Annotated in this window: 12 protein-coding genes; 7 read left to right on the top strand and 5 right to left on the bottom strand. The window is 66.3% G+C overall.

Translation table 11 applies throughout. From position 1 onward, the window contains the following. Nucleotides 1-285 (bottom strand): transposase family protein (locus BUA29_RS04815; protein ID WP_143148807.1); only part of this gene is annotated, 285 nt, incomplete at its 3' end. A gap of 179 nt (nt 286-464) precedes the next feature. On the opposite strand from BUA29_RS04815, the gene BUA29_RS04810 reads away from it, so the two are divergent. Beyond that, nucleotides 465-827, top strand: a complete 363-nt coding sequence (locus BUA29_RS04810) for a ComEA family DNA-binding protein (protein ID WP_072755478.1) — start codon at nt 465-467, stop codon at nt 825-827. Then, complete coding sequence (locus tag BUA29_RS12215) at nt 824-1,462, top strand: HutD family protein (RefSeq protein WP_084602351.1); 639 nt, start codon at nt 824-826, stop codon at nt 1,460-1,462. The genes BUA29_RS04810 and BUA29_RS12215 overlap by 4 nt, the downstream gene beginning before the upstream one ends. Nucleotides 1,463-1,623: 161 nt before the next feature. Here BUA29_RS12215 and BUA29_RS04800 read toward each other — a convergent pair whose 3' ends face one another. The 4 genes from BUA29_RS04800 to ygfZ form a co-directional block, all read right to left on the bottom strand. Next, nucleotides 1,624-3,282 (bottom strand): acetolactate synthase large subunit, encoded by a 1,659-nt coding sequence (locus BUA29_RS04800; RefSeq protein ID WP_072755476.1) that lies wholly within the window; start codon nt 3,280-3,282, stop codon nt 1,624-1,626. A gap of 4 nt (nt 3,283-3,286) precedes the next feature. Further along, nucleotides 3,287-4,891 (bottom strand): FAD-dependent oxidoreductase, encoded by a 1,605-nt coding sequence (locus BUA29_RS04795; RefSeq protein ID WP_072755475.1) that lies wholly within the window; start codon nt 4,889-4,891, stop codon nt 3,287-3,289. 178 nt (nt 4,892-5,069) lie between these two features. Beyond that, nucleotides 5,070-8,477: an EAL domain-containing protein gene (locus BUA29_RS04790; protein ID WP_143148806.1), complete on the bottom strand. Its 3,408-nt coding sequence runs from the start codon at nt 8,475-8,477 to the stop codon at nt 5,070-5,072. Between the two features lie 200 nt (nt 8,478-8,677). After that, nucleotides 8,678-9,535 (bottom strand): CAF17-like 4Fe-4S cluster assembly/insertion protein YgfZ, encoded by an 858-nt coding sequence (gene ygfZ / locus BUA29_RS04785; protein ID WP_072755473.1) that lies wholly within the window; start codon nt 9,533-9,535, stop codon nt 8,678-8,680. Here ygfZ and BUA29_RS04780 point away from each other — a divergent pair. From BUA29_RS04780 to BUA29_RS04760, 5 genes are all read left to right on the top strand, one after another. Then, on the top strand, nt 9,426-9,746 hold the full coding sequence (locus BUA29_RS04780) for a DUF1674 domain-containing protein (RefSeq protein ID WP_425443765.1): 321 nt from the start codon (nt 9,426-9,428) through the stop codon (nt 9,744-9,746). The genes ygfZ and BUA29_RS04780 overlap by 110 nt on opposite strands. Before the next feature lie 63 nt (nt 9,747-9,809). Then, nucleotides 9,810-10,205, top strand: coding sequence for a succinate dehydrogenase, cytochrome b556 subunit (gene sdhC, locus BUA29_RS04775; protein WP_143148809.1), 396 nt, complete (start codon nt 9,810-9,812; stop codon nt 10,203-10,205). Continuing rightward, on the top strand, nt 10,202-10,594 hold the full coding sequence (gene sdhD / locus BUA29_RS04770; RefSeq protein ID WP_072755471.1) for a succinate dehydrogenase, hydrophobic membrane anchor protein: 393 nt from the start codon (nt 10,202-10,204) through the stop codon (nt 10,592-10,594). Before sdhC ends, sdhD begins: the two co-directional genes overlap by 4 nt. Before the next feature lie 6 nt (nt 10,595-10,600). Continuing rightward, a complete protein-coding gene (gene sdhA, locus BUA29_RS04765; protein ID WP_072755470.1) occupies nt 10,601-12,388 on the top strand; it encodes a succinate dehydrogenase flavoprotein subunit in 1,788 nt (595 codons plus the stop codon). Between the two features lie 18 nt (nt 12,389-12,406). Continuing rightward, nucleotides 12,407-13,189 (top strand): succinate dehydrogenase iron-sulfur subunit, encoded by a 783-nt coding sequence (locus BUA29_RS04760; protein WP_072755469.1) that lies wholly within the window; start codon nt 12,407-12,409, stop codon nt 13,187-13,189. Nucleotides 13,190-13,262 lie beyond the last annotated feature (73 nt).

The following is a 13,262-nucleotide window of genomic DNA, read 5'->3' as shown; positions in this document are numbered from 1 at the left end:
CCACGGCACCGGCGCCTGCGAGGTCTTGCCGCACTCGCGGCAGGCCACGCGCGGCACCCGGCAGTGGATGAAGGCCTTGAACTGGAAGAAGTGCAGATGCTGCCAGGTGCGCTCCACCCGGTCGTGCACCGGCTGGTCCGCCGCCCCGCAGACCGGACAGGCCAGCCGGGCCGTATCGCACGACACCTCGAAGTGGATCGCCCCCTCATCCGGACGAAACGACACGCTGTCTACCGCCCACGGCGGCGTCAGCCCCAAAGCCTGGGTGAAGAGTTGTTCTTGCATCCGCCAAGGCTGACATCATCCGGCGGCCCGTTCCACACCAGACGCGATGGAGCCGAAAAAGTGAGGCTGTCACACAGTCGAGGTGCCGATAGTGTGTGCCCATCCGGCCCGGCACCCTGTGCACACCGGATGCGATGCCCGCTCCGGCAAGGAAGCCCACCAACCTGAGGAGTTAGGCCATGAAGCTGTTTTCCAGTCTCGTCTCGTCGCTGATCCTGTCGCTGGCCCTGGCGGGCGCTGCCGGCGCCGCCGAGGTCGTCAACATCAACACCGCCGATGCTGCCACCATTGATCGTGTCCTGGTCAATGTCGGGCCGGCCAAGGCACAGGCGATCGTGGAGTACCGCAAGGCCCACGGCGCATTCCGTAGCGTCGATCAGCTGGCCCTGGTCAAAGGGATCGGCCTGAAGACGGTCGAGAAGAACCGTGACCGGATCACCGTTGGCAACCTGCGCCCGGCTGCGGCACAGCTGGTACCCCGGGCTGCTCAGCCGTCGCCGGCGGCCAAGCCGGCTTTGCTTGCTCCGGTAGCCCGGCGATGAACACGGTTTGCGATGTTCGGTGTGCAGCGAGGCCTGGTGCCTCGCTCGCACCCTTGCATGTCCTGCGCGCGGACGAATGTCCGCGCGTTCCGGTGGACGGGGGCGCAGGCTGGGAGACCACGATCCTCAGCGGCGAAGGCGGTGCCGCTCCAGCGATGCATCTTGTCCAGTGGGAACTGTCGGGGGATGCGGTGTTGCCCGCCGAGTCGCATCGTGACAGGTTGCTGGTGCTACTGGCGGGCCAGCAGCTGCAGGTCAATGACGGGTACGTTCACAGGCTGCAGGTGCCGTTGGGGATGGCTCGTTGTGCCGGTGATCGCCCGTTACAGGTACTGCTTCCCGACGGGCCATGCCGTGTCCTCGACGTGACCTGGCCGCACGGGCAGTGCGATGTCCAGTGCTGGCAGCGGTCGCTGGCTGGATCAATGGTGTTATTTAGCGCGATCCGTGAATCCTGGCTGGTGTTCCTGTTGGAAGGCGCGATAACGCTGGATACCGGAAAAGGCGAGCAGACCCTGGCGCCAGGGGATGGGGTGATCCTGACGGGAGGGTCGGCAGGTCATATCCATCGCCATGTGTTGCACGGAAGCGGTTCGGTGCTGCTGCTGTGGTGCAAGCACTACGGCATGGCGTGACATCGGGAGAGTTTTCACAGACATTCCCCGTGGGTCGGGCACGCTGCACATGTGCCCATTGTGTCGATACTGCAGATGGGCGGTATCGCGGCGGCACAGGGACGTGCCGCAATTTTTTTTGGAACACAGGACAGGCGTGTCAGGACAGACACCTCCTTGTTTCACGGGGCAATCTTGCGTTTGAGTGCCCGCGCCACGGGCAGCGGCAGATGGGGCAGCGAGCGCAGCAGCCACGGCAGCAGGCGGCGCTTGGCGCCGCCCAGGGACTCCGGCACCACGGCTTCGATGAGGTGCGGGCCCGGCTGGGCGAGGGCGTATTCCAGCGCCTTGCAGAAGGCTTCCGCGGTGTCGGCACGGGCCGCGTGCACGCCCATGCCCTGCGCCAGCCGGCAGAAGTCCAGCCGTGGGTGATCGAGGTCGAGCTGCGAGCGGGCCTTGGGGCCTGGGGTGGTGTCGGCGCCCACGCGCTCCAGTTCGACGTTGAGTACCGAATAACTGGCGTTGTTGAAAATGATCGTAGTGACGTCGAGCCGCTCGCGGGCCATCGTCCACAGCGCCTGAAGGGTGTACATCGCGCTGCCGTCGCCGACCAGCGCGATCACTGGGCGATCCGGACAGGCAATGGCGGCGCCCACTGCGTTGGGCAGGCCTTGCCCGATCGCCCCGCCGGTGAGGGTGAGCAGGTCATGGCGCGGACAACCGGCGGTCATCGTGCCCAGCAGCAGGCCGGAGGTGATGGCCTCGTCGATGACGATGGCGCGCTCCGGCAGCAGGTGACCGACGGCCTTGCAGACCTTGGCGGCGGTGAGGCGGCCGCGCGGGCGTGAGGGGCGTGCGGCGGGCTGCAGCGCGGGCACGGCCTGTGTTGCGCCCAGCGCGGCGGCAAGCTTTTCCAAGCTGGCCACGGCATCTTGGGCGGGGGTTGCCAGTACATGCACGGTACAGCCGGCGGGCACCAACTCGCTGGCCTTGCCGGGATAGGCGAAGAAGGACACCGGCGGCTTGGCATCGACCAGCACCAGGTGTTCGATGCCAGTGAGCTGCAGTGTGGCCAGTTCGGCTAGGTAGGCGATCCGCTCCAGCGCCGGCAGGCCGGCGCCGCGCTCCAGCCGGGTCGGAAACACTTCGCAGAAGAGCTTGACGCCACAGTGGGCGGCGATGCGTGCGGCGGCCAGCAGGCCCGGCTCGCGCAGGGCCTGACCGCCCAGCAGCAGTGCGGCGTTGCCGCCGCTGCGGATGGCGCTGGCGATGGTCGCCACGGTGGCGTCGTCCGCCGCCGACGGTGCGGGCGGCGGCGGGGGCGGGCAGGGCGTGCCGCCTTCGCTCCAGCTGACATCGGCGGGCAGGATCAGCGTGGCCACCTGGCCGGGCAGGCCGCGTGCCGCACGGATTGCATCCACCGCATCGGCGCACAGCGTTGCCGTGTCTTGTGCGGTGCGCACGAAGCCGGGCGAGACGTTGCGGGCCACGGTTTCGATGTCGGACTGTAGCTGCGCATCCAGCGGTACGTGGTAGGTGGCATGGTCGCCGACGATGTTGAGCACCGGTACCTTGCCCTTGCGGGCGTTGTGCAGGTTGGCCAGGCCGTTGCCCAGACCCGGCCCCAGGTGCAGCAGGGTCGCGGCGGGTTTTCCGGCCATGCGTGCATAGCCGTCGGCAGCACCGGTGGCCACGCCTTCGAACAGGCACAGCACGGCGCGCATGCGTGGCTCCGCGTCCAGCGCGGCCACGAAGTGCATCTCGCTGGTGCCGGGGTTGGTGAAGCAGACCTCGACGCCAGCATCGGCCAGGGTTTTGAGCAGGGCGTGTGCTCCGTTCATGGCATCAGACTCCGGTGATGGATCGGGCAGCGGCCTGCGCGGTGAGGATGCAGCCGGGCAGGAAGGTGCCTTCCAACGAGCGCTTGCCGCAGGCGCCGCCACCGCCGAAACCGGCGGCTTCGCCCACGCAGTACAGGCCCGGGATCGGCGCGTCATTGGCATCCAGCACCCGGCTGTGCAGGTCGGTGCGCAGCCCGCCCAGGCTCTTGCGGGTGATCAGCCGGGTCTGGATGGCGATGAAGGGGCCGGCACCGGGCAGTTGCAGCGGGGCGGGTTTGCAGGTGCGCAGGCGGTCTGGCCCCCATTGGCGGGCGTGCAGGATCCGCCGCACCTGCCAGTCGTCCTGTGGGTTGGCGCCGGGGGCGAAGTGCGCGTCGAAGGCGTCCACCGTGGCCTGCAGCACCGCCGGGTCGATGTCGTGCGAGCAGGTCAGCGCGTTCATTTTGTCCGCGAGGCCCGCCAGCGTGTCATCGACCAGGAAATGTGGGCTTTCCTGCTGCATCTGCCGTACTAGGCGGGTATTGCCCAGGAGTGTTTCCAGCATGAAGCGCACAAACTGGCGGTCGCGGATGCGGGGGTTGTGTTCCGCGCCGGAGATGGCGAATTCCTTGATCGCGATGCGCCAGTTGAGCAGCTGCCAGGTCCAGGGTTTTGCCTGTTCGGCCACGCGCTGGCACAGCCAATGGGTGTCGAAGCCGGTGACCAACGGTTCCGGCCCGATGCGGCGGCCCGTGTGATCCAGCCACAGCGCCGATTTGCAGGGAATCAGCGACAGCCCGTGGCCGGGAAAATGCGGAAATGGGTGGGGGATGCCGGCGGCGTAGTTCCACATCTCGCCGGGACGGACGATCTGCGCGCCCAGCCGGGCTGCTTCGTCGTGCATCTGGCCATCGGCGAACGGATGCGCGCCGTTGAGCAGCTCGGTCGGCAGCGGCCGCTCCGGTGGCCAGTGGCGGCGCAATGCTTCGTGGCTGCCATTGAGGCCGCCGGTGGCCAGCACCACCGCATCGGCGTCCACGGTCACCTCGGCGCCGCCAAGGGTTTGCTGTGCCAGCACGCCACTGATGCGACCGGCTCGGGTTTGCAGGGCTGTGACCCGGTGGCGATGCAGTACGGTGAGCGAGCCGGGCGCTGTGATTGCGTGCAAGGCCGCGATCATCCGTCGCGTCAGTTCGCGCGATGTGCCCCAGACGATGTGGTAGCGCGGGACGGTGTTGCCGTCGCCGTTGCGGCCGCGCTCCACCCAGTTGACCGCCGGCAGAAAACGCAGGCCATGCGCACGCAGCCAGTCATACACGTCCGGGCAGGAACGCTCGACATAGCGGCGCGCCCAGGCCACGGCATGGGTGTCGCCTGGGTCGAGCTCGCCAAAGCGCAGCCAGTCGGCCAGCGCGCGCTCGGGCGAGTCAGCGATGCCGCGGCGGCGCTGCAGCGGCGTGTCCACCAGCGCCATGCCGCCAAACGCCCACAGCGCCAGCCCGCCGAAGCGCTCGGGCGTGTCGCGGTCGATCACCACCACATGCCGTCCGGCACGGCGCAGTTCCAGCGCCGTCACGATCCCCGCCAGCCCTCCGCCCACCACCACCACATCGGCGCGTCTTGTCACCATGCGTGCCCCCAAGCCTTGGCCTGGCAAGGATAGGCAATCTCCGAACACGTTGGCGCGTCTCGTCGGCCATGGCGGGCGTGGGCTGACAGCATCAGGATGGCGTTGCCCAGGCGTTCCAAAGTGAGCTTCCGGCGCTCTGGCTGCGTGCGGCCGGTCTGGATACGCCCCGACGTGCCACTCATTGCAGCGGATACTGCTCGCGCAGCAGCCGCTCGAACTCGGCGACCGGCAGCGGCCGGGCGAACAGATACCCCTGGAAGCCGTGGCAACCGTGGGCGACCAGGAAGTCGCGCTGGCTTGAGGTCTCCACGCCTTCGGCGATCACGTCCAGCCCAAGACCATGCGCCATGCGGATGATGGTCTGGGCGACGGCGGCGTTGCTGGCATCGTCTGGCAGGTGACAGATGAAGCTGCGATCGATCTTGAGCTGATCCAGGGGAAGCTTGGCCAGATAGGCCAGCGAGGAGTAGCCGGTGCCGAAATCGTCCAGCGAAATGCGGATGCCCAGTGCCTGTAGCTGCATCAGCCGTTCCGCGATCTGGTCGAGATCACCCAACAGGCTGGATTCGGTGATTTCCAGTTCCAGACGCGCCGGGTTGGCGCCGCTTTCTTGTAGCGCGCGCCGCACGTCGTCCACGAACCCCGGTTGTACGAACTGGCGGGCGCTGACATTGATGGCCAACGACAGGGCGCAGGTCAGTGGCGCGTGCGCCCAGGCGGCCAGTTGTTGGCAGGCGCGTTGCAGCACCCATTCGCCCAGCGGCAGGATCAAGCCATTTTCTTCGGCCAGCGGGATGAAGCGATCCGGCGTGACCATGCGCCCGTCCGGTCGGGTGAAGCGCAGCAAGGCCTCGGCACCGATGGCGCGGCCTTCCTGATCGATCTGCAACTGGTAGTGCAAGGCCAGCCCGCCGTCTTCGCGGCCGAGTGCGTCCAGCAGTTCACGCGCCAGGGCTTCCTGTTCGGCCAGCTGGTCGGCCATCGATGCATCGAAACGGATGACCTGGTTGCGACCGGCGGCCTTGGCCGCATACATCGCAAGCTCCGCCTGCTTGATGGCATCGTCGGCATGGCGGATGTCGGGATCCAGCAAGGTCCAGCCGATGCTGGCGGTGAGGGTGATGGGTACTGTGTTGTCGATCCAGAACGGTTCGTGCAGCGCCTGGCGGATGCGTTCGGCGCTGGCAAGCACGTGCTGGTCGAGGGCGGGCATGGACGCCGTGCAGGGCAGCAGGATCGCGAAGGTGTCGCCATCGAACCGACCCAGGATGGCGGACTCACCCAGCAGCGTGCGCAGACGCTGGGCGACGAACGCCAGCAATTGGTTGCCGGTGCTGTGGCCGCGCAGGTCGTTGACCCGTTTGAAGTGATCCAGATCCAGCAGCAGAAGCGCGGCGGCGCTGACCTCAGGGGCCGACAGCGTATGCAGCAGGCGATCGGCAAAAAAATTGCGGTTGGGTAGATCGGTCAGCGGGTCGAACAGCGCCAGATGCTCGGCGCGGGCCAGCGCTTCGCGCTCGCCGGTGAGATCGGTCATGGCACACAGGTAGTGGCTGGTGGCGCCATGTTCGTCCGGGACGGCGGTGATTTCCAGGCGGACGATGCGTGGTGAGCCACGCTTGACGGCGATCCACTGCTCGCCCTGCCAAAAGGCTTCGCGCTGGATCCGCGGCCACAGGCGCTCGAATGCCTCGTCGTCCTGGCGTGGCTGGAACAAGGTCTGCGGGCTCGTGCCCACGACGTCACCGATCTCGAAGCCGGTCAGCAAGGTGAAGGCGGTATTGACGCGTTGGATCCGGCCCGCGTCATCCAGCACCATCATCGGTTCCAGTGTTTCGAAGGCCACCGCGGCCAGACGCAGTTCGGCATCCGCCTGTTTGCGCTGGCTGATGTCCTGCACATACATCACCACGTAGTGCGGCTGCCCCGTGTCGTCGTACAGCACTGAGCAATCCAGTTGCACCGGGAAGCGGCGGCCCTCGCGGGTGACATGCTCGGTTTCCAGCAGGGTATGCGTCCCCTGGGCAAGGGCGGCGCGTATGCGTGCAGCCTCATGTGCGGGCTGCAGGGGATGCAGTGCCTCCAGTGGCAGGCCGATCATGTCGTCCGGACGATAACCGCGCTCACGGGCGAAAGCAGGGTTGACCATCTGCACCGCAAGCGTCTTTGCGTCCAGGATGGCCATGCTGAAGGCGGCGCGTTCGAACGCCTGCGCCCACAGTTTGAGCTGGGTTTCCTGCTGCAGGCGCTCGCTGATGTCGCGTGCCACCCCAAGCAGGCCGTGTACCTGGCCGGCGGCATCGCGCAGCGGCACCTTGATGATTTCGTGGTGATGGATCCGGCCATCTGCATCCGGGATGGCCACCATCGTGGTGCTAGGTTCGCCGCGCTCGAATACGCGGGCATCGTCGACCTCTGCCAGCACACGCTGGGAGCCGGATTCGGTGTGGCGTTGGTCCAGCAGTGCCTGGGCGCGGGCATTGCAGTCGCGGTAATGCCCGTCACGATCCCGAATCCACATGGCATCCGGGCTGGCGTCGAAGACAGCCTGCAGCTGGCTCTGGCGTTCCTGTAGCTGGCGGGTGCGCTGGCGGACACTGCGGCGCAGACTCCAGATCCACAAGGCCATCAGGGCCAGTAGACCCAGGATGGCCGCCGCCACCGGCCAGGCCAGACGCAGCCAGCGTTGCAGCGGGTCGGGTGGTGCCAGCCATTTTTTCGCCAGCGCGGCGCGTTCCTGGGCAGGGATCCTAGCCATGCCTTGGGCGATCTGCTGCAGCAGGGCGCGTTCCCCCTTGCGCACGGCATGGTGGAACTGCCCCTCGTACAGGATGAAGGCGCGCTGGAAACGATCGTCGATGCCGGCGCGGTAGAGGTAGTAGTTGGCCGGGTTTTCCTCTGCGCAGAAGATACCGAGATCGCCTGCTTCGGCAGCGCGGATCATGTCGCGGAACGTCGGGTACTCGTGCAGGCGCCGTACGCCGGCCTGGCGCAGGCGCGTGGCGCAGGCATCGCCTCGTTCCACCCCGACCGGCATGCCTTGCAGGGAAACGAGGTCATGGATGCCCGGAAGGCGCCGGTTGACATAGATGCCCACCGGCGTCGAGCCGAAGGGCGCGGAGAAGTCGAACTGGTCTTCCCGTTCCGGGGTGCGAAACACCAGGTCCAGGACGTCGGCGCGCCGCTCCAGCACGGCGCGTTGAGTGTCATCCCAGGGCATCGGCAGCAGTTCGATGTGGATACCGGTATGCCGCTCGAACAACCGCCAGAGATCGGCCTGATACCCCTGTACCGTGCCGTTGTCCGCAACGAAGACGTAGGGCGGATAGCTGTTGTCTACGGCGACCCGGATCCGTGCCGGAGGCGCGGAGACAGGCTGGCCAGAGGCTGCGGCAGCGGATGAGGCAGCAGGTGCGGCAGCAGGTGCGGCAGCAGGTGCGGTAGCAGGTGCGGTAGCAGGTGCGGTAGCAGGTGCGGTAGCAGGTGCGGTAGCAGGTGCGGCAGCAGGTGCGGCAGAGGTTTGGCCGAGCGCGGCTGCGCCCGTCAGGAGCAGGCATAGCCCCAACATCCACGTCAGCCAGCGCATCTTGCCCGTTTCCATGCCTGAGCCTTGCGTATGCCTGCTGCGTCGTTTGCTGACCCCTCGCCAGATGACGTTATACCCGGTTGCCCTGGGCAGTTCACCTCTCATTTTCGGTGCGACTGCCAAAGCGTGCGCCCGGTCGCATCGTGCCGCCGGGCAGTTGCTGGTTGGATTTTCTGGGGGTGGGTGAGAACAGGTGGGCGTTATCCGCGCACCAGCCCGGCGGCCAAGGCGCGGCGTTGGAGTGGGTGTCCGTCTGCGCTGTGCAGCGCCAGTGGCGCATCGTGGGGCAGTACCGCCAGCGCCAGGGGGGCGGCAGTGGCAATGATCTGGCCGATGGTCTCGCCAGCTGCCTGTACCGGCGCACCGACGGCAATGGGCGAGTCGGTTTCCAGTAGGACCAGCCCGCGTTTGCTCTGACCCAGAAAATGCGTACGGGCGACGATTTCCTGCCCCGGGTAGCAGCCTTTCTTGACGCTGAAGGCATTCAGGCGCTGCAGCGAAAGCTGCTGCGGCGTCCATTGCCCAGCCTGCGCCTCCGACAGCCACGGCAGCCCGTGGGTCATGTCAGCGCGGGCCCAGGCAGCCTCGGCTTGTGCATCGCAGAGACCGGTCGCGCCGATCAGCAGTCGGCGCGGGCCGCCATCGCCGCTCATGTCCAGCTCGATCACACCGTCCCCGATCTGCGCCAGCGTTGCATCGCGGGCGTCCTGCGGCGCGGAAAAGCGGGCGCTGACAGGCAGCGACTGCGGCGCAATCGTCACCTTGCGGCGCAGCACGTAGCGCTGCAGCGCCTGCGCGAGCGTCGCTGCATCGGTGCCCGGCAATAGCAGCAGCCATAGCGTTTCGGGATCCAGGCGCAGCAGTGCAAACAGCGCGATCAGGCGGCCTTTCGGGGTCAGCCAGCCGTTCCATTGCCACTGGCCATCGGTCAGCCGGCCGACATCGTTCATGAACTGCGCCTGGGCAAACGCCATTGCATCAGCGCCATGCAGGCACAGGACGGTGTGTGCGGGCAGGGCGAAGTCGTGTCCGGCAATGGGCTGCAGGTTGTTGGACATGGGCAGGTGGACGTACACTTGTGTAGTCATGAATGCAACGATCATAGGCCAATCGCCCGCCGAGCCAGAGCCTGCATCTGCACCGGCAAGCAATGACGTACAGAAGGCGCCTGTGCCTCCGCCCCCGCCGCGTGAGATCGGCGGTCGGCAGGGGCCGGATCCGACGCGTTATGGCGATTGGGAGAAAAACGGTCGCTGCATCGACTTTTGAACCACCCCGCCACGCGGTTTCGACCGCCCAGCCCGGAGAGCGCCCATCATGGCCGATCCCGATATCCGTGCACGCGCACGTCCCTTGTCACCGCATCTGCAGATCTACCGCTGGCAGGCGCAGATGGCGTCGTCGATCCTGCATCGCGCCACCGGCATGCTGCTTTCGATCGGAGCCCTGGCGCTGGTGTGGGCGCTGCTGGCACTGGCCGGAGGCGAGCAGCGCTGGCAGGCCTTCACTGCCTGCCTAGCCGCTCCCCTGGGCCGGCTGCTGATGGTCGGGTTTACCTGGGCCCTGGCGTATCACCTCATCAACGGTGTGCGGCATCTGCTGCAGGACGGCGGGATGGGGTTTGCGATCCCGGATTTCGTCCGCAGTAGCTGGATTTCGATCATCGGCAGCGTGGTGCTCACCGCCATCGGCTGGGCGTTTGTGTTGTCGCACTGGGGGCAGGTATGAGCCAGAACATCAACATGCAGACACCGCTGAAGCGGGCACGCGGGCTGGGGTCGGCCAAGGACGGAACCGCCCATTTCATCTGGCAGCGCGTGACCGCGATTGCGACGGCGCTATCCGGGTTGTGGCTGCTGGGCATGCTGCTGAGCCTGCGCAGCGCCGAGTATGCGGTGGTGCAATCGCTGGTGGCCGATCCAATCAATGCCAGCGTGCTGGTGGCGTTCCTGCTGGGCATGTTCTGGCATGCGCGGCTGGGTTTGCAGGTGATCATCGAAGATTACGTGCACACCCCGCTGCTGGCCGTGCTGGCCCAGCTGGCGGTTCTTTTCATTTGTGCGCTGGCCGCCATTGCAGGCGTGCTGGCGGTGCTGCGCATCGCGCTCGGGAGCTGATCCAAGATGCCTGCCTATCCGATCCAGGAACATAAATTTGACGTGGTGGTGGTCGGCGCCGGTGGCGCCGGCCTGCGCGCCACCTTTGGTCTGGCCCAGAAGGGGTTGCAGACCGCCTGCCTGACCAAAGTCTTCCCGACCCGCAGCCACACCGTGGCAGCACAGGGTGGCATTTCCGCCGCGCTGGGCAACATGGGCGAGGACGACTGGCGCTTCCATTTCTACGACACCATCAAAGGGTCGGACTGGCTGGGCGACCAGGACGCCATTGAATACATGTGCCGTGAGGCCATCCCGGCGGTGATCGAACTGGAGCATCAAGGTGTGCCGTTCAGCCGCACCGAGGATGGCAAGATCTACCAGCGTCCGTTCGGTGGCATGACCACCCATTACGGCAAGGGCACGGCCCAGCGCACCTGCGCCGCGGCCGACCGTACCGGCCACGCCATCCTGCATACCCTCTACCAGCAGGCCCTGGCACACCAGGCGCAGTTCTTCATCGAGTACTTCGCCCTCGACCTGATCATGGACGAGGAGGGCGTCTGCCGCGGCGTGCTCGCGCTCAACATGGCAGAAGGCACCCTGCACCTGTTCCGCGCCCATGGCGTGGTGCTGGCCACCGGCGGTTATGGCCGTGCTTACTTCTCGGCCACGTCCGCGCATACCTGCACCGGCGATGGCGGCGGTATGGCGTTGCGCGCCGGGCTGGGCCTGCAGGACATGGAGTTCGTGCAATTCCATCCCACCGGCATCTATGGCGCCGGCTGCCTGATCACCGAAGGCGTGCGCGGTGAGGGTGGCATCCTGCGCAACAGCAATGGCGAGCGTTTCATGGAGCGCTATGCGCCCAACGCCAAAGACCTGGCCAGCCGTGACGTGGTCAGCCGGGCGATGACCATCGAAATCCGCGAAGGACGTGGGGTGGGCGAGCACAAGGATCATATCCATCTCGATCTGACCCACCTCGACCCCAAGGACATCCACGAAAAGCTGCCTGGCATCGCCGAAAGCGCCCGCATCTTCGCTGGCGTGGACGTGACCAAGCAGCCGATTCCGGTCATCCCGACGGTCCACTACAACATGGGCGGCATCCCCACCAACTACCACGGTGAAGTGGTGCAGCTCAAAGACGGCAACCCCGACGCGGTGGTGCCGGGCCTGTACGCCATTGGCGAAGCCGCCTGCGTGTCCGTGCATGGCGCCAACCGGCTGGGTTCCAACTCGCTGCTGGATCTGGTCGTGTTCGGGCGTGCCGTGGCCAACCGGTGTGCCGAAACCATCAAGCCCGGCGCACCGCACAAGTCGCTGGCCGCCGATGCCTGCGAGAAGTCGCTGGCCAACCTCGACCGTCTGCGGCATGCCAATGGCAGCCTGCCGACTGCGCAAATCCGCCTCAACATGCAGCGGGCGATGCAGAAAGACGCCGCGGTGTTCCGGACCGGGGAAAGCCTGGCCGAGGGCGTCAAGGCGATCCGCGACATTCATGCCAGCTTCGCCGATGTGCGGGTTTCCGACCGCTCGCTGGTGTGGAACTCGGATCTGATCGAGACCCTGGAGTTGCAGAACCTGCTGGGGCAGGCGCTGGTGACCATCGTCTCTGCCGAGAACCGCAAGGAATCGCGCGGCGCCCACGCGCGCGAGGATTACCCCGAGCGCGACGACGAGCACTGGCTCAAGCACACCATCTGCTGGCTCGACGAACAGGGCAACACCCGCATCGATTACCGCCCGGTGCACATGTACACGCTCACCGGCGATGTCGAGGTGGTGCCTCCGAAGAAGCGCGTTTACTGATCCGGGAGATCAAACCCCATGGCTGAATTTACCCTCCCGAAAAACTCCAGGGTCCAGAAGGGTCGGCATTTCCCGGCACCGGGGGCCAAAAAGCCGCGCACGTTCAAGATCTACCGTTGGAATCCCGACGACGGGCAGAACCCGCGGCTGGATACCTATGAAGTGGACATGGCGTCCTGCGGGCCGATGGTGCTGGACGCGCTGATCAAGATCAAAAACGAGATCGATCCGACGCTGACCTTCCGCCGCTCCTGCCGCGAGGGAATCTGCGGTTCGTGCGCGATGAACATCGGCGGCACCAATACGCTGGCCTGCATCTGCGCGATCGAGGACGTCAAGGGTGACGAGATCGCCATCTATCCGCTGCCGCACATGCCGGTGGTCAAAGATCTGGTGCCGGATCTCACCCATTTCTACGCCCAGCATGCCAGCATCCGGCCTTGGCTGCGCGCGCAGACGCCACCGCCGCCGGATCGCGAGCGCCTGCAGAGCAAGGAAGATCGCGCCAAGCTGGATGGCCTGTACGAGTGCATCCTGTGCGCTTGCTGCAGTACGTCCTGCCCCAGCTACTGGTGGAACGGCGAGCGCTATCTGGGCCCGGCGATTCTGCTGCAGGCCTACCGCTGGATCGTGGACAGCCGCGACGAGGACACTGGTGCACGTCTGGACGAGTTGGAAGACCCGTTCAAGCTGTACCGCTGCCACACCATCATGAACTGTGCGCGGACCTGCCCGAAGGGGTTGAACCCAGCCAAGGCGATCGCCGAAATCAAGAAACTGATGCTGGCGCGCAAGCTCTAAGCCGATCACTGCGCCAGCAGCGGTTGCGTGTGTCAACTGGCGCATGCATCCGCAGTCCCGACAACAAAGCCGC

The organism is Thermomonas hydrothermalis (assembly GCF_900129205.1).
Classification (GTDB): Bacteria; Pseudomonadota; Gammaproteobacteria; order Xanthomonadales; family Xanthomonadaceae; genus Thermomonas; species Thermomonas hydrothermalis.
The sequence above is the reverse complement of the archived record's forward strand: the minus strand, read 5'-3'. Positions and strand labels throughout refer to the sequence as shown.

Excerpts from the sequence above, each read along its gene's own strand:
- BUA29_RS04810 (WP_072755478.1), top strand. The coding sequence starts at position 465 with ATGAAGCTGTTTTCCAGTCTCGTCTCGTCGCTGATCCTGTCGCTGGCC.
- BUA29_RS12215 (WP_084602351.1), top strand. The coding sequence starts at position 824 with ATGAACACGGTTTGCGATGTTCGGTGTGCAGCGAGGCCTGGTGCCTCG.
- BUA29_RS04800 (WP_072755476.1), bottom strand. The coding sequence starts at position 3,282 with ATGAACGGAGCACACGCCCTGCTCAAAACCCTGGCCGATGCTGGCGTC.
- BUA29_RS04795 (WP_072755475.1), bottom strand. The coding sequence starts at position 4,891 with ATGGTGACAAGACGCGCCGATGTGGTGGTGGTGGGCGGAGGGCTGGCG.
- BUA29_RS04790 (WP_143148806.1), bottom strand. The coding sequence starts at position 8,477 with ATGCGCTGGCTGACGTGGATGTTGGGGCTATGCCTGCTCCTGACGGGC.
- BUA29_RS04780 (WP_425443765.1), top strand. The coding sequence starts at position 9,426 with ATGAACTGCGCCTGGGCAAACGCCATTGCATCAGCGCCATGCAGGCAC.
- ygfZ (WP_072755473.1), bottom strand. The coding sequence starts at position 9,535 with ATGTCCAACAACCTGCAGCCCATTGCCGGACACGACTTCGCCCTGCCC.
- sdhD (WP_072755471.1), top strand. The coding sequence starts at position 10,202 with ATGAGCCAGAACATCAACATGCAGACACCGCTGAAGCGGGCACGCGGG.
- sdhA (WP_072755470.1), top strand. The coding sequence starts at position 10,601 with ATGCCTGCCTATCCGATCCAGGAACATAAATTTGACGTGGTGGTGGTC.
- BUA29_RS04760 (WP_072755469.1), top strand. The coding sequence starts at position 12,407 with ATGGCTGAATTTACCCTCCCGAAAAACTCCAGGGTCCAGAAGGGTCGG.